Below are 24,036 nucleotides of genomic sequence, written 5' to 3' on the forward strand. Positions count from 1 at the left end.
GCTCGGATTAGGGTCTTCAATTTCTTTTGTAAAAAACACGAATTTACAAGAAGAAAAAGGCGATGCTTCGGATAAAATAACAGCGAGCAACTCTTCTGTAAAATCGGGGAATGTGTATGTTATCCCTGAAATATCGGTAACCAAGTATTTTAAAAATGAAAACACCATCACTTTTGGCGCTAAATATTACCTGTCAGATAATGATTCTTTTTTAACAGGAAGTGTTAAAAACAGTAAAAAATCTGTTACTACAAATCAGGTGAATTTTTCTACAAAAAACAATCAGATTGCTCTATATGTAAGCTACGGATTTAACTTTAAAAACATTAAAAAGATATTCTAATTGCTTTTTAACAGTACTAAAAGTTCCTAAAAAAAGCCCGATAAGTAATTATCGGGCTTTTGTTGTTTTAAATGTTGAGGTAATCTTAGCTTAGTCACCATCGTTATCGGTAGGAACTACGGTAACAGATAAAATACTTGTTACATCTACAGCAAATAAAATACTTAGTTCTTTTAAGGCGTTATAAAGTGGTTTTACTGTTTTAGTATCGGTATTAATGGCATCAAAAAGAGGCGTATTTAAAGCGGTAATTTCTTTATCAACAGCATCAAATTTTTTGGCTATTTCATCTGAAATTTTCTTAGAATTATCAATAGCATTTACCATACTTGCATAGTTAGTTTTTCTGTTAAAATAAACATCTTTAACCTCTGCTAACATCGCTTGTATTAATAGTAATGAGTTTTTACTTCTATAAGCCTGTAAACCTGTAGGAATACTATTGCTAGATTTTTCAAAACCAGCTGGTTTTCCAACCTTGGTAACCTTTGCCATGTCTAACACGTTTATAATTTGATTAATACTCAAACATTTCGCATTTTCAGAACAGGTACTACCATTTGCATTTGCAAAATTGTTTTTATAATCTTCTTCCCAGGTGTCAATAATAACTTGAGAAAGTCTAATCAGTTCGTCATTAATAGCTTCTAAATAAGCCATTCTGAAAGAATCATTTAATAAAAGGGTTTTAGCTTCTGTTGAATTTTGCTTTCCAAAAAGAAGGTATTCTAATGTGCCAAGCCCTTTTTTAGTGGTGCTTTGTTTTGAAAAATATCCTTGATTGTAAATAGATTTATCAGCAATGTTTTTTTCAATTAATGCAGTGTTTATAGGGTAGTTATAAATATTTAAACTATAATAATTGTTTTTGATTAACCCAAAATTATAAACTTCTGTTTTTGAATAGGCTTTTGCTGAAACCAACCATTGTGCTGCTAATTTTTTATAATCGGCATCACTTTTACTAGCTTTAAAATTAGCAATATTGGTTTGCTGTGTTTTTAAGGTTTGTTTGAAGTTTGTTAAACTAGGTAAAATATTATCTGAATAATAAGTTTCAAAAAAAACGTTATCCATTACTATAGGTTCTTCCCCTTGATTTTTACAACTAAAAACAAAGCTTATTAATAGGATTCCAAAGATTCCAAATATAATTTTTTTCATGATTTTTTATAATTTATTACTATAAAGAGTTTAAATAGGCTAATAATTGGTCTCTTTTTTCTTTAGATAATTTTTTAAAGTCTTCTTTTGATGTGTTTGCTTCACCACCGTGCCATAAAATAGCTTCTTCAATGTTACGAGCCCTACCATCATGTAATAAAAAAGTATGCTTGTTTACGGTTTCAATAAGCCCTAATCCCCATAAAGGTTGTGTTCTCCATTCGTTTCCATTGGCTAAGAAATCACCTCTGTTATCGGCTAAATCATCGCCCATATCATGTAATAAGAAGTCTGAAAAAGGTTTTATTTTGATGTTGTCTATTTGTGGTAAAACAGTGTTTTTACCTGTCGTAAAGTTATCAACATGACAAGAAACACACTTTAAATCGTTAAAATGCTTTTTTCCTTGCAGTACATTTTTTTCTTTAAAATCTCTTCTTTTAGGAACAGAAAGTGCTGCCATGTATAAAGAAATTCTACTAAATTGTTTGTTTGGTACCTCTACATTTTCACCGACATTATTTCCGTTGCTTAACTTTGAGCAATCAATTCCGTCAGGGCAATTTTCATCAGGAAAAATAGACGTAGTTAAGCCCATGTCACCATTAAAAGCACCTGCAATTTGTTGGTCTAAAGTTGGTTGGTTCGATTTCCATCCAAATTTACCGATTGTTAATTTTGATTTTTTAACATTCCAAACATAATTTGCTCTACCAGAAATCCCATCATTGTCGGCATCATTAGGATCGGCATTTTCTAAAAGACTTGCTTCTGAAAGTGCATCAATAAAACCAAGCCCAATCATTTGTTGCCCAACTCTTGGCGATGTTTCTACACCTGCTAAACTTCCATAATTTTCATTAAAAAAACTATAGGTAGGCTTTCGTAATTGATATTTAGTTCCATCGGCATAAACACCATCAATAAAAGTAAAATTAACCTGAATGTCGGCTTCTTTTTTGATTCCTAAATTAGAATCGTCTTGAAGCTGACCTCCATATGTATGATGACCAATAGGCCCTGTTGTTTCTGAATTTCCGATACCTAATCGAATTAAAAAACCTTCTGATGATGCACCTGTTTTTAAAAGTGGTTTTCCTCTTCCGTCTCTTAAATGACAAGAACTACAAGCTCTTGCGTTAAAGATTGGTCCTAAACCATCTCTTGACGTTGTAGTAGCAGGAGCAGACACCCACGCTTGATCGAACATAGCATTTCCAACACCAAAAAATGATAATTCTAAGTCTGATAATATTGGAATAGCTCTTCCAAAGGCTTTATCTGCAGTAAAAGCTTGTATTGATAATTCTGAAACTAAAAATTCTTCACCAGTTTCGTAGGTTGCTGTGGGTTCAATGTTTTTATAAACATCCTCTTTTGTACAAGATGATAAAATAGTAGCAAAAAGAATAAAAAAAATGTATTTTTTCATTATGGTATTTTAAACAAAAATACTGAAACTAGAATGAATCTAGTTTCAGTAAAGTATTATTATTAAATAAAAGTATTATTAGTTAATACTAATAGTAACGTCTAAAGTTTTAGCCGCTTCAGCAATAGCTTTACCTTCTGCTTTTAAAGCACTAGATAATTGACCAGCAGTTCCGTTAGAACCAAGTTCTTCTTCTGAAATAATTTCATCAAAAGGTTTATCTAAACCTAAAAGAGCATCTAATTTAGCTAAAGTTGCTTTTGCTTTACTATCTAAAGAAGCAGCAACATCTTTGTTTACAGTTTCGGTTAATGCGATTAATGAAGTTCCTGAAACTTTAGAGCCATCAGCTCTTGTATATGAACCAACAACTACATTGTTAATTCCGTGAGTATTTGCCCACATATCTTGGTTGGTGTTATCAGAAAAACAAGAATGTTCGTTTTCTTGACCTTCGTCAATTGCTGGGTCAAGTCTTTCTAAAGCAACTTCTCCATTAGCAATAAAACCAATACCGTTTAAAATATTTGTTAAAGCAGTTTTTTCTTTTAAAGCAGCAAATGCAGTTCTGTAAGTTCCTCCAACAGCCCAAGTGCTATTTAAATCTTTTAAATCGTTTACTAATAAATTAGTTACAATTTTTAAATATTCAGCTCTTCTTTCAGAAGAAGCTTCAGTAGTATAATCAGTAAAACTTCTTACACCTGCGTTTTTAAAGTTATCTTGTTTATGAGTAGTAGTGTTATAGTTTAAATCTTGCCCCCATAATAAAAATTCAATAGCATGCCATCCAGTAGAAATGTTATCATCTTTACCATCTTCGTTTTTATCGATAATGTTTTTTTCTGTTAAAGCAAAAGAAGCATCAGCAATTAAACCTCCTGCTATTTTTTGTCCTCTATCTCCAGATACATAATCAATATATGCTTCATCTAAAGGCCATGCGTTAATTTGTCCTTCGCTTCCTAATAAATCTTCATTATCAATTGGTCCTTTAGCTTCACGAAAAGCTTCTGTTTGTCCGTAAAAATCTCTTGAATATAACCAAGCTTTTTTAGCTGCTTTATGAGTTTCAGTAGTAGGTTTTGCTAAAAATGCGTTAATTGCAATTTGCATTTTTAAAGCGGTAGTATATGAATCTTCGTAGTTTGCCGATGCTATAGCTGCATAGTTTTCTATAAATGATTGTTTTGTTGCTTTTTGAGTAGGAGTGTCTTCATCAGAACATGATTTGAACACAAAAGAGGTTGCAAGTAATAATGATAATCCTAGTACTTTTTTCATTTTAAATTTATTTTAAGTTGCTTATTTAGATTTATTAAGTATAATAATGCAAATGTAATCGAGTTTTTTTTATTGACAAATTTTATTAAGATTAATTTTAAATTGATTGTTGTTTTTAGGTTTTATGTAATGTTTTTGTTGTTTTAATGTTAATTTTTTGGTTATTTACTAAGGCTTCTAATTGATTTTAGTTTAATGCCATTTATTTTTAAACTATCTGTTATTTGGCTAATTATTCAAATATGTGTGTATATTAACCTTAAATTAAGGTTTAATTTGTATTATATATAGTATATTTGCACGCAATTAATTAACAACACACTAAATTAATTGCACATGCAAGCTTATCAATCAAAATTTGTAGGAGAAGGTTTAACGTACGACGACGTTTTATTAGTACCTGCTTACTCAGAAGTACTTCCAAGAGAAGTTTCAATTCAAACAAAATTTACTAAGAATATAACCATTAACGTACCTATAGTTTCCGCAGCTATGGATACCGTTACCGAATCGGCAATGGCAATCGCTATGGCTCGTGAAGGAGGGATTGGTGTGTTACATAAAAACATGACTATTGAGCAACAAGCTCAAGAGGTTCGCAAGGTAAAACGTGCAGAATCAGGAATGATTATTGACCCAGTAACCTTGCCATTAACAGCGAGTGTTTTAGATGCTAAAATGTTAATGAAAGAACATAGTATTGGCGGAATTCCTATTGTTGACCAAATTGGTGTTTTAAAAGGAATTGTAACCAATAGAGATTTGCGTTTCGAGCATAATAACGAGCGTTCAATTGTTGAGGTAATGACTAAAGATAATTTAGTAACTGCATCGGTAGGAACTTCATTAAAAGCGGCAGAAAGCATCTTACAAGAAAAGAAAATCGAAAAATTATTAATTGTTGATGAAAATTATAAATTATCAGGATTAATTACTTTTAGAGATATAACTAAGGTTACTCAAAAACCAATTGCAAACAAAGATACTTTTGGGCGTTTACGTGTTGCAGCCGCATTAGGCGTAACGGCAGATGCTGTTCAAAGAGCCGAAGCTTTAGTAAAAGCAGGTGTTGATGCTGTAATTATTGATACCGCTCACGGACATACCAAAGGAGTGGTTGCTGTTTTAAAAAATGTAAAAGCAAAATTTCCTGAATTAGATGTTATTGTAGGAAATATCGCTACGCCAGAAGCTGCTAAGTATTTAGTGGAAGCAGGAGCGGATGCTGTAAAAGTAGGAATTGGTCCTGGTTCAATATGTACAACTCGTGTGGTTGCAGGTGTAGGTTCTCCTCAGTTTTCGGCAGTTTTAGAAGTTGCCGCTGCTATTAAAGGAAGTGGAGTTCCTGTAATTGCTGATGGTGGAATTCGTTATACAGGTGATATTCCTAAGGCAATTGCCGCAGGTGCCGATTGTGTAATGTTAGGGTCATTATTAGCAGGAACAAAAGAATCGCCAGGAGAAACGATTATTTACGAAGGAAGAAAATTCAAATCGTATCGTGGAATGGGATCTGTGGAAGCAATGAAGCAAGGTTCAAAAGATCGTTATTTTCAAGATGTTGAAGACGATATTAAAAAATTAGTACCAGAAGGTATTGTAGGGCGTGTTCCTTATAAAGGACAACTAGAAGAAAGTATTCATCAATTTGTTGGTGGTTTACGTGCTGGTATGGGATATTGTGGTTCTAAAGATATTGAAACATTGAAAGAAACAGGTAAATTTGTACGTATTACCGCAAGCGGGATTAACGAAAGTCATCCGCATGATGTTGCAATTACCAAAGAATCTCCAAATTATAGTAGAAGATAATTTATAGGTTATATATTTTTAAAAAACCCCGCTGTTAATTAACAGCGGGGTTTTTTGTTTTTTTATAACTTTTTAAAAGTTAAAGAACCTGTCAGTTCGAGTGATTTTTTCTTTTAAAAAATAATATCGAGAACTTTTTTATCTTCAAGATTAATTAAAATAATTCAAATTCTCGATACTAATTTTAATTTCTTTTAGTCATTAAAATTCACTCGAATTGATAAAATATAAAGAACTTTAACAGATTTGAAACTAACACTTATTTCTTGAAATATTTTTGCTTGTAAGCTACTAATAAACTAATAATAACCATTATCGCTAATAACACATATACAAATGTTGGAATTGGAATAGCATCTCCAGCGGCATAACTATGCAATCCTGAAAGATAATAATTTACCCCAAAAGAGGTCATCATAATAGCCCAAAAAGCAAACATACTTGCTAGGTTTAGCACATATTTAGTATTCAATTTAGGAACAAAACGTAGGTGTAAAACAATTGCATAGACAATAATACTAATTAAAGCCCATGTTTCTTTAGGATCCCAAGCCCAGTAACGACCCCAGCTTTCGTTTGCCCAAACACCCCCTAAAAAAGTACCAATTGCCAGCACAAAAAGCCCGATAGTCATTGAAAGTTCATTAATATAGGTAAGCTCTTTTATTTTTATATCGATAATATGTTTGTTTTTGTCTGTTTTAAAAAGCATTAAAACCAACGCCATAAAACCAAGTACTGCCGATAAGGCTAAAGGTGCATAACTACTGACAATAGTTGCTACGTGAATTTTTAACCAATACGATTTTAATACAGGCATTAGGTTGGTAATTTCAGGATTTAGCCAATCTAAATAACTTACAAATAATAAAGCACCTGTAAATAAGGTTGCTAAAGGCAAGGCAAAATCAGATTTTCTAAAACTAGCCAAACCACTTAATAGCAAACTCCAGGCGACAAAAATTAACATTTCATATCCGTTACTCCAAGGAGCATGCCCCGATATAAACCAACGTAATAAAATATTTGCGCTAAAGCATAAAAAAGAAATTAATATAATAATTACAAGAAAATTCCAAAGGAAGTTTATCAGGTTGTTTTTATGAAACATTTTAACAACCGCTAAAACTAATAATAGTGTTCCTAAACTAAAATAGATAATAAACAACCAAAAATTAACCTTTGCTTTATTGTACCATAATTCGGCTTCAATTTGTTTTTCTGATGGATTTACACTCGCTCCTAAAATTTCTTGATATTTTTTTATATAAGATAATTTTTTATAAGCTTCTTCATATTTATTCTTGTAAATATCGTTAAAATATCCTGGTAAAATATGCTTTGCAAAATTTCGATCCTCTTCATTAAAATCTTTAAAATCGTGAATATAGCTGTACCAAGTATTGCTATCGTCGTCTTTTTTAGGGAATATTTTTAAATAATTTCCTGAAAAAACGTTGTATAAAATATTAAAACGTTCATCAATATTTAAAACCTCTTTATCTAGTTCATTTCTTGCCGATGGTTTCTTTTTATTTGCTTCTTCCACCGCTTTTGACAATAGGTAATTTCCTTGTTTATCTAGCAAACTAACGAAAGATAGTAAGTTGTTATCGCCAACTTTAACAGTATTTAAAAGTGTACCTGTTTTTTCAAAATCGGCTTTTATAATAGGAATTCGTTGCCATAACTGCGGGCTCATGTGCATTCCTAAAAATATTTGATTAACACTTAAACGTATGGTTTCATTGTTTTTTTTCTTCGGATAACTAAAAGAAGTCTTTTTGGTTATTTTTCGGATACATTCTGAGGCCAAGGTATTTAAAGGCTTTATTCTACCGTCTAAATCTTGCACTAATAAACGCCCAAACTGATCTGCCTGATAGATATCTATTTGCTGAGAATCCACAAGCTGACTTATTGAAAATGAAGGAATGCTATCGGTTTTAATTTCTGCTGATGTAGCTTGTGTTCCTGTTTGTGAAAAAGCACTAGAAACACTTAAAAATGCCATAATAGCTATGGTGTTTTTAGACAATCTTTTTAATTTTTTATGAACCTCTCTAAAACGAGAACCTTTTCCGAAAAAAGTAAAAAGCATTCCAATACCCATTAAGGTATAACCGATATAGGTTAGCCAAGTTCCTAAAACATCATGGTTTACCGATAAAACTGTTCCTTTTTCATCGGTATCATAACTTGCTTGAAAAAAACGATATCCTTTATAATCTAATACATTATTCATGAAAATTCGATAAGAAAATTCTTCTTTTTTGTCAAAAACAGTCACTTCACTTGCGTAAGCAGAAGGACTTGATGAGCCAGGGTATCTATCTAATTGAAAGTCATTTAATTTAACGCTAAAGGGTAATTTAATAGCGCCTGCTCCGTACGAAATAATTAGTTTTATATCATTTTTAAAATCGGTCTGATGTTTTATCGGTAAAAATCCTTCTCTATATAATAAATTGATTTCCTGCTGCTCGGTATCAATTGTTGCATTTACAATTAAAGCATCATCTAGCGTTTTATCGTTTACAGTTTCTTCGGATACATTGCTAATCAATTTAAAAGCACCCTTGGGATGATAGCTCATCGGAACAAAAGAAAAATCGCCAGCTCTATAAAGGGTACGCAAGGTTATATTTTGAAGACTATCTTTTTTAATTTTACCTGCCTGCTGACTTGCCATTATAAAAAAGTCAATAGTATGAGGTGTTAGCATTTTAAAACGTCCGTTATCTTCAATAATATTGATAATTCCTTTTTTATCAGATTCAAAACCTATTTCATGTTGATGATCGCCAATACGTTCTATTTCTCCTTTTTTCAAATAGATGGTATTTCTACCTTTACCAGCGGTAACTACCATTTTTAACAAAGGTTCTCCGTTAATACTATCGGTAATAACAGTAGGAGTGGCATCAGCAACATATTGATTAAAATCAATAGAAACAGCTTTATTATTAAATGTTGTTTTTAGTGTGAAATCATTGTTTTTAAGCGGGCTGATATTTATTTTTTGCTGAATAGTTTTACTTTGAGTACCATCGGTAATTGTGGCTATTAATAATTTTGTGTCTGCAATTATAACGTTGCTTGTAGCGCCTTCTCTTATGCGCATAATTCCTCCATAAGAAACATACCTAGTAACAGCTGCACCTAACACAATTATAATAAAGGCGATATGAAATAACAAAACTGCCCATTTTTTTTTAGTAAATAAATTATATTTTTTGATATTAAAAACAAAACTAATTGCCAGTCCTAGCATTACCATTTCAAACCACCAAGCATCATAAATACTAGCCCAAGCTATTGCGGTACCGTAGTCATTTTCAATAAAAGTTGCTGCTGCCATCGATACTGCAAATATTAACAAGAGCAATAGTGCTAACGAAGATGATGAAAAGAATTTATATATTTTTTGCATGTGTATATTAGGTATAAAAATGAAGCCATTTTAAAAGTAAAATATTCTGCTTTTAAAATTAGCTTCATTTTTTAATGAATCTATTTTATTTAAATAGGTTTTAGTTCATCGAAACTTCTTTTGAAGCTTCCTTAGAAACCTCTTTGTTGTCTTTTTTTGAAACTCCTTGAGTATCGTATTTTGACTCACGTTCTTTAGCTGCTTCTAACCATTTTGGTAATAAGTTTTTCTTGAATTCGGCTTTTTCTTTGTGTAATTTCTCCATGTCTAAACCAATGTATTTTTGCGCTTTTTCTTTAGAAGAAATATCAGGCATTTCAACAGGTTTGTTGTGTCCTAAATCAGCTAATACACGTGCTAATTTTACACGACCTTCAATAGCTTTATCTAAACCACCACTAATAACTCGTCCAATTTCAACAGGTGAATGAAAAGAAGCTCCATGTGATGCTGCTGCATAATCCCAACGCCATTGTGCATGACGAATATCCATTAAAATAGGTTTCATCTGAACTTCGGTAGCGCCTAAGTCCCAGGCTTTTTTTGCCTCTACATGCATACGTACTAAAGCATCTTCTAATTTTAATCTGCTTTGGGTAGATTTCTGCTGACGTTCATATACATTTGCTCTTAATTTTTCAGCTTCTTCACGATGACAAACCTGACATGAGTTCGCTACATTGTTCATAGGTGATTGTAATTGGTGATCGGTAAATTTCTGACCACCTTCACTTTTATATGGCATATGACAATCGGCACAAGAAACACCTCTATCGGCATGTACACCTGTTAAATACGTTTCATAACCAGGATGCTGTGCTTTTAACATAGGCGCTCTACTTAATTTGTGTGTCCAATCTTTAAAGTTAATATCATCATAATATTTTTCCATTGCTTCAACCGACATTCCATTTTTCCAAGGAAATGTTAAATAAGGAACCCCTTCAACGCCTTCTTTTTTCTTATCAAAATAATACTCCACATGACATTGCGCACATACTAGCGAGCGCATTTCTTGATGCGTTGCCTTATTAATATCTTTACCCATTGCTTGAAAAGCTTCTATTAAAGCAGGGCGGGTAATGGTTAATTTCATGGTTTTTTCATCATGACAATCGGCACAACCAATAGGGTTTACAATTTCTTCTCCTTTGTCAGCCCATTTTCCTTTGTAAAATTCGGCAATACCAATTTCATTCATTAATCTTGGTACATCGGGGCTTTTACAAGTCCAGCAAGTAGCAGGCATTGGTCCATCACCTTTTCCTTTAGGTCCGCCAGTTCTTAAGGTATTTTGAATGTCTTTAATCGCATTTTGATGCCCACGTCCTTGGTTGTAATCTTTAGAAAAACCGTAACCAGCCCATAAAACAGTTAAGCGAGTGTCTTCCTCTAGCATATCACGCATTTTATTTCCTCCTTGATATGATTGAAAATCACTATTCTCGGTTTGTAAAAATGATTGATATTCTTGCGGGAAATTTTTTCCCCACTCACTATTTCGAGGTTCATTTTTTTGAATATTTACCTGCGGCACATATTTGTACTTCGCTTCATTTTTTCTATTTACAATACTAGAGGCAAGTAATCCTAATAGAAAAACGACCACTACAGTAACAATAAATAATATTTTGTTTTTCATTTTGTTAGTTTTTGTTTTGTTATTTTTTTTGTTCAATTTTAGTATTTAACCATTCAGGTATTACGGCCTCAACTTGATCAGTAGGAATTGGCGCAATATTATTTTTAATGGTTGAAATACCATGCACGGTACCGTGAGGTAATTCTTGATGACATGACCAGCATTTTCGTTCGGTTCTACTTTCTCTATGATCGTCTAACCAACCATCATATTTTGTTTGAGTAACCTGCTGAATATGACAACGAATACAGTTGTTTTGTACTACTTCTTGTGATGCTTCTCTCATAAACATAACCTCAGGTTCTGCTCGTGCGGTAAAAATGGTTGCATGAAACAAACCATCTTTAGCTTTAAAAAAGTATTTATTAAAAACATTGTCGTGTGGTACATGACAATCATTACATGAGGCTTGTTCTCTGTGTGAACTGTGCATCCAACTATTATACATTGGAGTCATCACATGACAATTTACACAAGCCAAAGGATCATCTGACATATAAGAAACTAACGAAGCTTCTTTTGCCATAAAAAAACCTAAACCTGTAGCAATTCCTATTAAAACAATAGCAATTTGCCGCCATTTAGATTTTTTCTCTGGTAATATGTTTTGTTTAAAATTCAAGTGTTGTTTTTTTAGACTTTTGTTATTTTCTGTTATTTTTCTTTTGATTTAAAATGCTAAATCTTTTTTGTTTAATCGATACTTTGCTGATTTAAAGTTAATAAGCTTGTTGTTAAATTTGTTTTTCTCATATTTTTTTCGTTAAGTATATTTTAAACAAATATTTAAAGAAAAAACTGTTAATTAAATGATAAAAATCAGCTTATGATAAAAAAGAAGGTTGTAGATTAAAAGAGAATTTTATAGGAAGTGGTTTTTACTTTTGGAGTGTTTTAATCTATTTTAAAAGTTAAAACATTGCTTTTTTATTTATATTTTAGTGAGATGAAATAACCTATGTAAATTTTTTAAAAAAGCTAATGATAAAAATAAAAAAAGAAAAACAGGAAGAAAGTGACTGGGCTCATTCAGAAAAATATCAAAAAGAAATTCATATATCAAATGCAGAAAGTGGTTTGAAAGGCTATCGTTGTTTAGGTTGCGGTGCTCAGATGATTGCGAATATTCAAAGAAAAGATCCTACAAAAAAATCTTATTTTAGACATCACGCATCAAATGTCATTAAAGAAAAACCAGAATGTATTAAAGCAAGTAGAGTTTATCGAGAAAAAATTGCAAAAGCGATTATCAATAGATTAAAATATGTTGAAACTCCTAAATTATATAAATTTCCTCAAGAAAATAAAGAAGAGTTACTTCCGATGTTAATTCAGGAAAAAGAAACAATTAAAGCTTCCTATACAAAATCAGAATTAACTTTTTATGAAGATAAAGATTGTGTTGTTGATTGGGGTAGTAATATAGATTTAGCAGTAGAAGATAGAGAATTGTTAATACGTCCTGATGTAACTTTTTTTAATAAAGAAGATAAACCAATTTTATTTATAGAATTTATAGTTAAAAATAAAATTACTCCCGAAAAATATATAAAATTATCTCGTATCGGAATAAATACCGTACAAATAAAAATACCAACAAAATCAGAGGCTGAAATAGAAAAAGCATTACAATCATCAAAAAATTATAAATGGGTTTACAATGAAAAAGAAGCAAACACCAAATACATACCAGTATCCAGAGGAAATACAGAGAATTTACCACAAATTAATGAGAACGAAAGAATCTTTTTCGAAGAATCTTTCAAATGCAGACAGTCAGAGATTAATGAGCTCATACGTAGCATTAAAAAATGTTTACGATCGGAACAATATAGCGGAATTGAACATCAACTTAACGCACAAATACAAGCGGTTGAGAGAAATTCAGAAAGAGAAAGACAAGAATTGGGAGATTTGGAAAAATTCCATAGAGCAGAAGCACAAGCTAGAAATTCAGAAGCAGAAGATAAAGAGAGAGAAAGATACAGAAGAGTGGAAACAAGATATATCGAATTGGAAACAGAATATATTAGAGAAAAAGAAGCTATTGATAGCACCATTTATATCGACAGCAGAAATAAATACACTAAAGATCGGATTGAAAATCTTAATAAGCAAGAAAGAGATGAGATTGACCGAATTAGAGAATATACAGAAGACTTACGAAACGGAAGATGCTTTGATGCAGGAGAAATTGAAGAAGAAGTATGCACTGATTTTACTAAAGGAATTGAATTTGAAAAATCAGAAACAAGAAGAATTGAACAAGAAATACAAGAAGCTGAAAGTACCATTGAATTTGATGTTGAATCAACAATTGAAGAAAATAGATTACTTGAAGAAGAAGAAAGAAATTTACAGGAGTCAGTTTTCAGAGAGTTTATTGGAGACATCAATTCGGAAGAGTTTGAAATTAAAAGAATTGAACAAGAAGAAAACCGATTTGAAAATGACGTTAGAAAACAATTTGATATTGACGTTAAAAAAAGTCCCGAAAAACTTACCAGAAGAACTAGAGGCTTATTGGAAGCAAGAAGATTTTTCAGCATTTACTCAGATTTTAAATGCAAAGAAAAAAGCTATAGAGAAGCACGAGAATTATTTAACAAAGGAACTTGGAAAGAAAGGTAAAAGTCTAAAATGGTTTATGGGAATATATAAAGATGAGGTAAAAGTGAGTTTAAAAATTTAGCGTTAAATAAATCATAATTAGCCCACTTTTTTATGCTTATTTATTTTTTTTATTTAAGGGGTTTTTTAGGGTGGTAAAATCGATTAAATTAGTTTAAAAACGCTGTAATAGCAAGGGAAAGACGTTAAAAAACAAATAATATTATTTTCGTAATTAAATGAATATACTGCTTTATTTTTGACTAGGATTTGTTAATTTCGCAAAGAGATCAATTATCAAATTTTATGACTAAAGAAACAAAATATACTGAAGACAACATCCGCTCGCTCGATTGGAAAGAACATATTCGAATGCGTCCAGGAATGTATATCGGTAAACTAGGAGATGGTTCCTCTGCCGATGATGGAATTTATATTTTAGTCAAAGAGGTGTTAGATAACTCTATTGATGAATATGTAATGGGAGCTGGTAGAACTATAGAAATTTCTATCCAAGGAAATAAAGTAATTGTTAGAGATTATGGTCGAGGGATTCCTTTAGGAAAAGTAGTCGATGTGGTTTCTAAAATGAACACGGGTGGAAAGTACGATTCAAAAGCATTTAAAAAATCCGTAGGGCTAAACGGAGTAGGTACAAAAGCGGTAAATGCACTTTCATCTTTTTTTAGAGTAGAATCATCAAGAGACGGTAAATCAGCAGCAGCCGAATTTGAACAAGGTAATTTAATCAATCAAGAATTTTTAGAAGAAACTTCTCGAAGAAAAGGAACAAAAGTATCTTTTATCCCCGATGAAATAATTTTTAAAAAATATAAGTATAGAAATGAATACGTTTCTAAAATGCTTAAAAATTACGTGTATTTAAATGTAGGGTTAACAATTGTTTTTAATGGCGAAAAATTTTTATCAAAAAATGGTTTAAAAGATTTATTAGAAGATAACAACAATCAAGAAGATATGTTGTATCCTATAATTCATTTAAAAGGCGATGATATTGAAATTGCCATTACCCACAGTAAAACCCAATATTCAGAAGAATATCATTCGTTTGTAAACGGGCAGCATACCACGCAAGGAGGAACGCATCAAGCGGCTTTTAGAGAGGCGATTGTAAAAACAATTCGTGAGTTTTATGGAAAGTCATTTGAAGCTTCCGATATTCGAAAATCAATCATATCAGCGATTGCCATAAAAGTAATGGAACCTGTTTTTGAGAGTCAAACTAAAACAAAATTAGGTTCTACTGAAATGGGTGATGATTTGCCAACGGTAAGAACCTATATTAATGATTTTATAAAAACGCAACTTGATAATTTTTTACATAAAAACACCGAAATAGCCGAAAAGCTACAGCGTAAAATTATACAAGCAGAAAAAGAGCGAAAAGAACTTTCAGGGATTCGAAAGTTAGCTAAAGACAGGGCTAAAAAATCGAATTTACACAATAAGAAATTACGAGATTGCAGGGTGCATTTAGGCGATACTCAAAAAGATGCCTATTTAGAATCTACCTTATTTATTACCGAGGGAGATTCAGCGTCGGGTTCTATTACAAAATCTAGAAACGTAAATACACAGGCGGTTTTTAGTTTGAAAGGGAAGCCTCTAAACTCTTATGGATTAAGTAAGAAAATTGTGTATGAAAACGAAGAGTTTAATTTATTACAAGCAGCCTTAAACATCGAAGATGGCTTAGAAGATTTGCGTTATAATAATATTGTAATTGCTACCGATGCCGATGTTGATGGAATGCATATTCGTTTATTATTGATCACATTTTTCTTGCAGTTTTTCCCGGAAGTGATTAAAGAAGGACATTTGTATATCTTAGAAACGCCATTATTTAGAGTTCGAAACAAAAAAGACACACATTATTGTTATTCCGAAGAAGAAAAAAGAGCGGCAATTAAAAAATTAAGAGGTAAGCCAGAAATTACTCGATTTAAAGGATTGGGAGAAATTTCTCCGGATGAATTTGTACATTTTATAGGCGATGACATCCGTTTAGACCCTATTATGTTAGACAAAGAAATGTCTATCGAAAGTATGTTGGAATTCTATATGGGGAAAAATACGCCAAACAGACAAAAATTTATCATTGAAAACTTAAAAGTAGAAGTAGATGCCGTTGAAGATGAAGAGGAATCCTAAGAAAATAAAAAATATAATTACGCTATTATTTGTAGCCTTTTTAGTTTTTTGGCTGTTCCAAATTAATTGGGATAATTTATTTAATAAAGATAATTCAGGTGCTTTTTTGGGGGTGTTTATAGGAATAATGATTGTTGTTTCTTTACAAATACCGAATAAGCAGTCTGAAGATGAAGTTCCTGAAAAGCACTAAATTTTTTAGCATTTTTTAGAAGATTATTTTGAGATGAAAAAATAACAGCTCAAAATAATAGTAAAAGTAGTAACAAAAACAAATAAATAACTCTTAAACGAATAAACGTTTTTTAGATGAGTGAAGAAATAAACGAACACGAAGAAGCGGTAAATAATCCGATAGATAATTCATCAGATTTAGAAATGCCCGAAAAAATGGACGAAGAAATAGATAATACAGAAACCATTACCAAGGTAACAGGAATGTATAAAGAATGGTTTTTAGATTACGCTTCGTATGTAATTTTAGAAAGAGCCGTTCCATCTTTAGAAGACGGCTTAAAACCAGTACAACGTAGAATCATGCATTCTATGAAAGATTTAGACGACGGACGCTACAATAAAGTAGCGAATATTGTTGGGCATACCATGCAATATCATCCGCATGGAGATGCTTCAATTGCCGATGCTATGGTACAAGTTGGGCAGAAAGAATTGCTAATCGATATGCAAGGAAACTGGGGGAATATTCTAACAGGCGATAGGGCAGCGGCTTCTCGTTATATTGAAGCCCGTTTATCAAAATTTGCCTTAGAAGTGGTGTTCAATCCTAAAACTACCCAATGGAAACAATCCTATGACGGTAGAAGAAAAGAACCGATTGATTTACCCGTAAAATTCCCATTATTATTAGCACAAGGAGCAGAGGGAATTGCCGTAGGATTATCAACCAAAATATTACCGCATAATTTTAATGAATTAATAGCGGCATCTATTAAATATTTAAGAGGAAGAAGTTTTACTATTTATCCAGATTTTTTAACAGGTGGAGTTGCCGATTTTACCAATTATAATGATGGTGTTCGTGGGGGAAAAGTACGGGTGCGTGCAAATATTACGCAACTAGATAAAAAAACATTGGTTATTACTGAAATTCCTTTCGGAACAACCACAACATCTTTAATTGATAGTATTTTAAAAGCCAATGAAAAAGGGAAGATAAAAATTCGTAAAATTGAAGATAATACGGCTGCTGCTGTTGAAATATTAGTGCATTTACCTGTAGGAATATCTCCGGATAAAACCATTGATGCTTTATATGCTTTTACCAATTGCGAAAACTCGATATCGCCATTAGCCTGTACTATTGAAAATAATAAACCCGTTTTTGTAGGGGTTTCTCAAATGCTAAAACACTCTACCGATTTAACGGTAAAACTGTTAAAGAGCGAGTTAGAAATTCAATTGCATGAGCTTGAAGAACAATGGCATTTTGCCTCTTTAGAAAGGATTTTTATTGAAAACAGAATTTATCGAGATATTGAAAACCAAGAAACTTGGCAAGGTGTAATCAAAGCAATTGATGCAGGATTAAAACCACATATTCAGCATTTAAAAAGAGCGTTAACCACCGATGATATTACCCGCTTAACAGAAATTCGAATTAAGAAAATTTCAAAATTCGATATTGATAAAGCCAAGCAATATATTGAAGGTTTAGAAGATAAAATAGCAGGAGTTAAGCATCATTTAGATAATTTAATAACTTTTGCAATAAATTATTTTAAAGGATTAAAAACGAAGTACGGTAAAGGACGCGAGCGAAAAACAGAAATCAAAATTTTTGATGATATTGTCGCTACAAAAGTAGTAATGCGAAACACCAAGCTGTATGTAAATAGAGAAGAAGGTTTTGTAGGAACATCCCTTAAAAAAGATGAATACGTTGATGAATGTGCCGATATTGATGATATTATTATCTTTAAAGGAAATGGTACTATGATGGTTACCAAAGTAGCTTCTAAAACCTTTGTAGGTAAAGATATAATTCACATCGCTGTTTTTAAGAAAAGAGACAAGCGTACAGTGTATAATATGATGTATCGAGACGGTTCAAGAGGTGCAAATTTTATGAAGCGTTTTAATGTAATAAGTGTAACACGCGATAAAGAATACGATTTAACCACTGGGGCAAAAGGTTCAAAATTGTTGTATTTTAGCGTAAATCCAAATGGCGAAGCAGAAATTGTTACCGTTAATTTACGCCCAGTTGCTGGTATTACAAAGTTAAAATGGGATATTGATTTTGCTGAATTGGCAGTTAAAGGACGTGCTATTCGCGGAAATCAAATAACAAAATATAGCATTCGAAAAGTAGAGTTTAAATCAGCAGGAGTTTCTACCTTAAAACCTCGAAAAATATGGTTTGATGATACTGTTCAGCGTTTAAATGTTGATAATAGAGGCGATTTATTAGGGGAGTTTAGAGCCGAAGATAAAATTTTAATCGCCACACAATCAGGTAAAATTAAAGCAGTTTCACCAAGTTTGTCAATGCGTTTTGAAAGCGATATGATTATTTTAGAAAAATGGGAGCCTAAAAAACCAATTTCGGCTATTTATTTTGATGCCGAAAAAGAACGTTATTATGTGAAGCGTTTTTTAATAGAAACGGTAGACAAAGAAGAGGTGTTTATTTCTGAATATGAAAAATCAAAATTAGAGATTCTTTCTACCGATTATCATCCTATGGCTGAGGTTATTTTCTCAAAACGTAGCCTAGAAAACATTGAAGTTAATTTTGAAGAATTTATCGCTATAAAAGGAATTAAAGCACAAGGAAATCAACTAACAACCGATAAAATTCGTACTGTAAACTTATTAGAATCGTTGCCTTATGAAGAATGGATACCCGAAGACAACCAAGATAATCAAGACAATGAAAATAACGAAAATAACGAAAATCAAGAAGTAGCTTTACCTGTTTTAGAAAATAAAGACGTTTTGCCACTTGAAATTGAAAAAGTTGAGGTAAAAGCTGAGGTAATTCCTAAAGAATTTGAAAAAACAAAAGAAGATAAAGCAAAGAAAGCATTAGAACGCGCCCTTCTTCAAAAAAAGAAAAAAAATACAGAAGATGACGACAGTCAAATAGCATTATTTTAAATAAATCAATAAAAATGAATGAATTATTAACATATCGATTCAATTTAGATTCTTTTTTCGGAGTTTTAGGCTATGTATTGCTAGTCATATTTATTTCCTGGATAGCATCACGAATGATTCGGTATGTTATTGTTCAAATTATAAAACGAAGAAAAATAGGTCGTTATGGCGGCACTAGTATTTTGTTTCTCCGAAACTCTGTAAAGTTTTTTATCGGTATTTTCAGTATTATTTATATTATTAGCACTGTTCCTGCTTTTCGTAGTAAGGCTACGTTAATTTTTTCGGGAGCGGGTATTTTAGCGGCAATTATTGGTTTTGCGGCACAGGCGGCGTTGTCTAATTTAATCGCGGGTATATTTATTGTTCTTTTTCGTCCATTTCGAGTGGGCGATTATATCAAGTTAGACCAAGAAAGAGTTGGTATTGTTGAAGATATTACACTTAGGCATACGGTTATCAATAACTTTGAAAATAAGCGATTAATCATCCCAAACTCAGTAATAAGTACCGATTCTGTATTAAATCATACCATTGAAGATTCGCATATTCTTAGTTTTAATAATTTTAAAGTAGGAATAAAAGCAAATATTGATTTGGCTCGAAAAATAATTCAAGAAGAGGCTGTTAAATTACCAACCGTAATTGATTTTAGAACTGCCGAGCAAGTTATGTCGGATGCCCCACAGATCGATGTTCGGGTAATTGACATACACACCGATCATATCCATTTGCGCGCTTATGTTTGGTTAAACGAGCCTTTTAAAGAGTTTAAAAATAAATGTGCTTTAAAAGAAGCCGTGCACAAGCGTTTTTTAGCTGAAGGAGTAGCCTTACCAATTCCTATTTATAAAATAGTAAATGTTTAGTTTTTTGTATTTATTTGAAGCAATTTCCCGCTTTCCGCACTCGCTCTTTTTTTGAAGAAAAATCAAAAAAAGGAGCTCAAACAAAGCGTCAATCGGGGCTAGGCTTTTGTGCTAAATTGATATTTTCAGTATTATTTAAAACTAAAAAAATCACGTATAACTCTGTTAGAAGTTTTTACGTGATTTTTTATTTATGATTATATTTTTTAGTCAACTAAAAAATCGTTTTATAATATTACAATTAGTTTTTATCTTTAAAAAGAAATCCCAATCCTAAACGCCCTAAAAACTTTTTTTCAAAAGCCCAAAAGAATTTAAACTGTCCAAACAACCACCCCACTAAAGGCAATGTTGATTGATAAATAGGGAAAATAAGTAAAATACGTATCGGCCAATAAATCCAAGGAGATGTTGTTTCCGAAGAAATCCCTATAAAAGCAGTAATCGGTTTTGCAACCCAAGAAGCAAATGAACCGTTAATAGAAAATACGATTAATACCGCAATTACATCCCAATTTGTTTTTAATCCCCAACGTTGTCTTAATTTTTCCATGGGGGCAAAAGTAATTAAAAGAAAAAGGGCAAACAAATGTTTACCCTTTTTGATATTATAAAATTTAAAAATTATTTTTTACCAAAAATACCGCCTAATAATCCGCCAAGTATTCCTCCACCAGCACTTTGAGAATTACCACCGCCTAAAATCATACCAGCAATGTCATCAACAACGCTACCATCACCATCGGCATCTAAAATTTGTTCTAAAAAGTTTTGCTCTTTAGCAGCAGAATTACCACCAAGTAAACCACCTAACATATTACCCAAATCATTTGAGCTTCCAATGTTATTTTGACGAGATTGTTTTCCTAAAACACCCATTAATAAAGGAGCAGCAGTTTTTAAAATACTAGCAATCGCACCAGAATCCATTCCTGTTTTCTGTCCAATAACCTGCTCAACACCTTGTTGTTTACTTCCTAAAACGTGGTTTAAAATATTACCACCGTCTTGTAAAACATCAGCATTTACACCACCATCAAACAAACCACCTAAATTATCTAAAATACCACCATCATGCTTGTTTAAAGCACCCATTAAGCCTTGCGCACCTTCAGGTGTTGTAGCGTTACGTTGCATTGCTTTCATTAAAACTGGTAAAGCCATTGTTAAAACATTACCTGTTTTGCTAGTGTCTTGCCCGGTAGATCCTGCTACACCTGAAATAATTGATTTTCCTAAATCGCTGTTTAATAAGTCTAAAATTCCTGCCATTTTTTTTGATTTAATAAGATTAGTAATAGTTGTCTAATAATTAAGACACAAGTTACGAATTAAACGTCACATTTTTTTAATTATTTATTTTACCTTACAGCCCTTATATAAATTAAATCAATTAAATGAAAAAATTAGCGTTACACTGGCAAATTTTAATAGGAATGCTTCTGGGTATTTTATTCGGAATAGGAATGACTTTTACAGAAGGAGGAGCTTCCTTTGTAGGAAGTTGGATAAAACCAATAGGAACTATTTTTGTAAAACTATTAAAATTAATCGCCGTACCATTAATCATAGCCTCTTTGGTAAAAGGAATATCAGACTTAAAAGATATTTCTAAATTTAAAAATATCGGCTTGCGTACCATGGTTATATATATAGGTACAACAGTTATTGCCATTACCATCGGACTTGCCTTGGTAAATATTGTAAAACCAGGCGAAGGAATATCCGAACAAACCATTACACGATTAACAGAAACCTATGCAAATAGTGGAGGAGTACAAGCTAAAATAGCCGAAGCAAGCAAGCAAAAATCAAGCGGACCTTTACAGTTTTTGGTCGATATGGTTCCTGACAACGCTATAAAAGCAATGGGAAGTAACAAATCGATGTTACAAGTAATTTTCTTTACTATTTTCTTAGGAATATCAATGTTATTAATAGGTGAAGAACGTGCAAAACCTCTAAAAAGCTTTTTTGACTCTTTAAATGAAGCTGTTTTAAAAATGGTCGATTTAATTATGTTGTCGGCCCCTTATGCTGTCTTTGCTTTATTGGCAACAGTAGTAGTATCATCTAAAGACCCCGATTTATTATTTGCTTTATTAAAATATGCTTTTACAGTAATTGGAGGTTTATTAATTATGGTTATATTTTATATGACTTTAATAAGTGTTTTTACAAAGAAAAATCCAATCTGGTTTTTAAAACAAATTAGCCCTGCGCAGTTATTAGCATTTTCAACAAGTTCAAGTGCAGCAACATTGCCTGTAACTATGGAGCGTGTTGAAGAACACGTAGGTGTCGATAAAGAAGTATCAAGTTTTGTGTTGCCAGTAGGTGCAACCATTAACATGGACGGAACAAGTTTATATCAAGCAGTTGCAGCGGTATTTATAGCTCAAGCATTAAGTTTTGACTTATCATTTGCCGATCAATTAACCATTATATTAACCGCCTTATTAGCATCAATCGGTTCTGCCGCAGTGCCAGGTGCAGGAATGGTAATGTTGGTAATTGTATTAGAATCGGTAGGTTTTCCAGCCGATAAATTAGCCATCGGATTGGCATTAATTTTTGCAGTAGACAGACCTTTAGATATGTGTAGAACCGTTATAAACGTAACAGGAGATGCTACTGTAGCTACTTTAGTGGCAAAATCGGTAGGGAAGTTAGGCGACCCAAAACCTAAAAACTGGGACGATAACTACGATGCTGTAAAATAGAAAACAGCTTTAAAAAAATTTAGAATTGCATAAAAAACACCAATGAATTTACATTTATTGGTGTTTTTTTATGCGTTAACCCCATTAAAACAACCCTTTTATTTGATAAAAAACCAACCATGACTTCCTGCAACAGCTCCCGCCGTGGTAATTAAACTCAATATTAATAAAAACCAATGCGCTTTGTGGATAAAAGAAAATGTTTTTGTAGGATTTTCTTCTGCGTATTTTTTAAATAATTTATGCAAAATAAACGGCTCTAAAACATATAAAACAAGTGTAAATAAAATCCAAACAAGCGTCATCGCATGAATCCACCAATACTGATAATCGAAATACCGGTCCCATCCATCTAAAACATACAACATATAAAACCCTGATAAGCCCGTTAATACCGTTGTAATTTTTGCTTGAATAGCAAAACGCCCTTCAATTTGTTCAAAAGTTTTAATCTGATCCTCTTTTGAATTCATGCCTTTAACAGCAGGAATTATAACCGTAGTCACCATACTAACGCCACCAATCCATAAAACAACACAAATTACGTGAATTACTCGCGCTAATGTAAAATACTCCATTTTTTAATTATTTTTTAGATGATAAACACCTGTTTTGAGTACATTAAAGATACGAAATAATAAGGTTTCTTCTTCTTACTTAATTTTTTTTTTGAAGCAATTTCCCGCTTTCCGCACTCGCTTTTTTTGTTTTTAAAAAAGAAAAACAAAAAAGAGCTCAAACAATTGCTACAATCGGGGCTAGGCATTTGTGCTCCTTTTGATAATTTGATAAATCAATAATAATTTTTGCAAACCAAGCCAATCGACTATGAATTGGTTGTCGTGAGCATCTTTCAGGTGACGACAATAATCAAAATAACTTCAAATTTTAACACCTATATATATAAGGACAAAAATAAAGTAGGGGTAAACCTATGTGTTCGCCAGAAAAATATATTAGTTCATAATACAATTATTGCTAAACTTGACCCCAAAAGCCAACAGTAAAAAGTAGTGCTAAAAGACCAATTAACTGATAATCAGTAATTCGTTAAATTTATTGAAAATAAATGCATAAAAAAGCTTAAAAACACAAAAAAGAGTCGTAAGTTTGTAGTCCGTAACAGCGATGTTAGTTATCGCAGTGTTATAAACGTTCATTTAAAACATTTTTTAAAATAAGTTAAATTTAGCTTGTTTAAAACAAATTAAAAGATGTATATTTGCAACCGCTTTAAGAAATACATTAAAGCAAAACGACCAAGAAATTTCGGAATGATTTTTAAGATAAAAATCAGTTAGTTCAATTCTAGCATTTCTACAAAAAATGATAAGTTTAACTTATCTCTGATTTTAACAAATCAGGTTCATTGAAAATATTGAAATTGACAGCGTAAATAAGAGTAGAATAACCACGTTCTATTAAATTAGAA

Annotated in this window: 16 protein-coding genes; 7 read left to right on the forward strand and 9 right to left on the reverse strand. The window is 32.0% G+C overall.

The window, feature by feature from the left end:
• Positions 1 to 433: 433 nt before the first annotated feature.
• The 3 genes from AQ1689_RS12890 to AQ1689_RS12900 form a co-directional block, all read right to left on the reverse strand.
• The gene (locus AQ1689_RS12890) at positions 434 to 1,507 is read right to left on the reverse strand and encodes an imelysin family protein (RefSeq protein WP_101956354.1); all 1,074 of its coding nucleotides are present in this window, start codon (positions 1,505 to 1,507) and stop codon (positions 434 to 436) included.
• Positions 1,508 to 1,526: 19 nt separating this feature from the next.
• Positions 1,527 to 2,939: a di-heme oxidoreductase family protein gene (locus AQ1689_RS12895; RefSeq protein ID WP_101956355.1), complete on the reverse strand. Its 1,413-nt coding sequence runs from the start codon at positions 2,937 to 2,939 to the stop codon at positions 1,527 to 1,529.
• A gap of 78 nt (positions 2,940 to 3,017) precedes the next feature.
• Complete coding sequence (locus tag AQ1689_RS12900; RefSeq protein WP_101956356.1) at positions 3,018 to 4,223, reverse strand: imelysin family protein; 1,206 nt, start codon at positions 4,221 to 4,223, stop codon at positions 3,018 to 3,020.
• Between the two features lie 336 nt (positions 4,224 to 4,559).
• Here AQ1689_RS12900 and guaB point away from each other — a divergent pair, with 336 nt between their 5' ends.
• Positions 4,560 to 6,035 carry an IMP dehydrogenase gene (guaB, locus tag AQ1689_RS12905; RefSeq protein ID WP_101956371.1) on the forward strand — a complete coding sequence of 492 codons (1,476 nt, stop codon included), beginning with the start codon at positions 4,560 to 4,562 and terminating at the stop codon, positions 6,033 to 6,035.
• Between the two features lie 259 nt (positions 6,036 to 6,294).
• On the opposite strand, the gene ccsA is transcribed toward guaB, so the two are convergent.
• The 3 genes from ccsA to nrfH form a co-directional block, all read right to left on the reverse strand.
• Positions 6,295 to 9,468, reverse strand: coding sequence for a cytochrome c biogenesis protein CcsA (gene ccsA, locus AQ1689_RS12910; protein WP_101956357.1), 3,174 nt, complete (start codon positions 9,466 to 9,468; stop codon positions 6,295 to 6,297).
• 100 nt (positions 9,469 to 9,568) lie between these two features.
• Positions 9,569 to 11,110 (reverse strand): ammonia-forming cytochrome c nitrite reductase, encoded by a 1,542-nt coding sequence (gene nrfA / locus AQ1689_RS12915; RefSeq protein ID WP_101915586.1) that lies wholly within the window; start codon positions 11,108 to 11,110, stop codon positions 9,569 to 9,571.
• 19 nt (positions 11,111 to 11,129) lie between these two features.
• On the reverse strand, positions 11,130 to 11,732 hold the full coding sequence (gene nrfH, locus AQ1689_RS12920) for a cytochrome c nitrite reductase small subunit (protein ID WP_101956358.1): 603 nt from the start codon (positions 11,730 to 11,732) through the stop codon (positions 11,130 to 11,132).
• Positions 11,733 to 12,091: 359 nt separating this feature from the next.
• Here nrfH and AQ1689_RS12925 point away from each other — a divergent pair, with 359 nt between their 5' ends.
• From AQ1689_RS12925 to AQ1689_RS12945, 5 genes are all read left to right on the forward strand, one after another.
• Positions 12,092 to 13,741: a phage tail tape measure protein gene (locus AQ1689_RS12925; protein WP_101956359.1), complete on the forward strand. Its 1,650-nt coding sequence runs from the start codon at positions 12,092 to 12,094 to the stop codon at positions 13,739 to 13,741.
• A gap of 285 nt (positions 13,742 to 14,026) precedes the next feature.
• Complete coding sequence (locus AQ1689_RS12930) at positions 14,027 to 15,892, forward strand: DNA topoisomerase IV subunit B (protein WP_101915579.1); 1,866 nt, start codon at positions 14,027 to 14,029, stop codon at positions 15,890 to 15,892.
• Complete coding sequence (locus tag AQ1689_RS12935; protein WP_101956360.1) at positions 15,876 to 16,085, forward strand: hypothetical protein; 210 nt, start codon at positions 15,876 to 15,878, stop codon at positions 16,083 to 16,085. The genes AQ1689_RS12930 and AQ1689_RS12935 overlap by 17 nt, the downstream gene beginning before the upstream one ends.
• 116 nt (positions 16,086 to 16,201) lie before the next feature.
• A complete protein-coding gene (locus AQ1689_RS12940; RefSeq protein ID WP_101956361.1) occupies positions 16,202 to 19,012 on the forward strand; it encodes a DNA gyrase/topoisomerase IV subunit A in 2,811 nt (936 codons plus the stop codon).
• A 14-nt stretch (positions 19,013 to 19,026) separates the two neighbouring features.
• A complete protein-coding gene (locus AQ1689_RS12945) occupies positions 19,027 to 19,881 on the forward strand; it encodes a mechanosensitive ion channel family protein (RefSeq protein WP_101956362.1) in 855 nt (284 codons plus the stop codon).
• Between the two features lie 241 nt (positions 19,882 to 20,122).
• Here AQ1689_RS12945 and AQ1689_RS12950 read toward each other — a convergent pair whose 3' ends face one another.
• Positions 20,123 to 20,434 carry a DUF6787 family protein gene (locus tag AQ1689_RS12950; protein ID WP_058885088.1) on the reverse strand — a complete coding sequence of 104 codons (312 nt, stop codon included), beginning with the start codon at positions 20,432 to 20,434 and terminating at the stop codon, positions 20,123 to 20,125.
• A gap of 71 nt (positions 20,435 to 20,505) precedes the next feature.
• On the reverse strand, positions 20,506 to 21,153 hold the full coding sequence (locus tag AQ1689_RS12955; RefSeq protein ID WP_101956364.1) for a DUF937 domain-containing protein: 648 nt from the start codon (positions 21,151 to 21,153) through the stop codon (positions 20,506 to 20,508).
• A gap of 125 nt (positions 21,154 to 21,278) precedes the next feature.
• Between AQ1689_RS12955 and AQ1689_RS12960 the strand changes: the two genes are divergently transcribed.
• Entirely contained in the window at positions 21,279 to 22,604 is a 1,326-nt protein-coding gene (locus tag AQ1689_RS12960) for a dicarboxylate/amino acid:cation symporter (protein ID WP_101956365.1), read from the forward strand.
• A gap of 98 nt (positions 22,605 to 22,702) precedes the next feature.
• Here the strand turns inward: AQ1689_RS12960 and AQ1689_RS12965 are convergent, their stop codons facing one another.
• Positions 22,703 to 23,182: a hypothetical protein gene (locus AQ1689_RS12965; protein WP_101915585.1), complete on the reverse strand. Its 480-nt coding sequence runs from the start codon at positions 23,180 to 23,182 to the stop codon at positions 22,703 to 22,705.
• Between the last annotated feature and the right edge of the window lie 854 nt (positions 23,183 to 24,036).

Origin of the sequence: Tenacibaculum finnmarkense (genome assembly GCF_900239185.1) — a bacterium.
Classification (GTDB): domain Bacteria; phylum Bacteroidota; class Bacteroidia; order Flavobacteriales; family Flavobacteriaceae; genus Polaribacter; species Polaribacter finnmarkensis.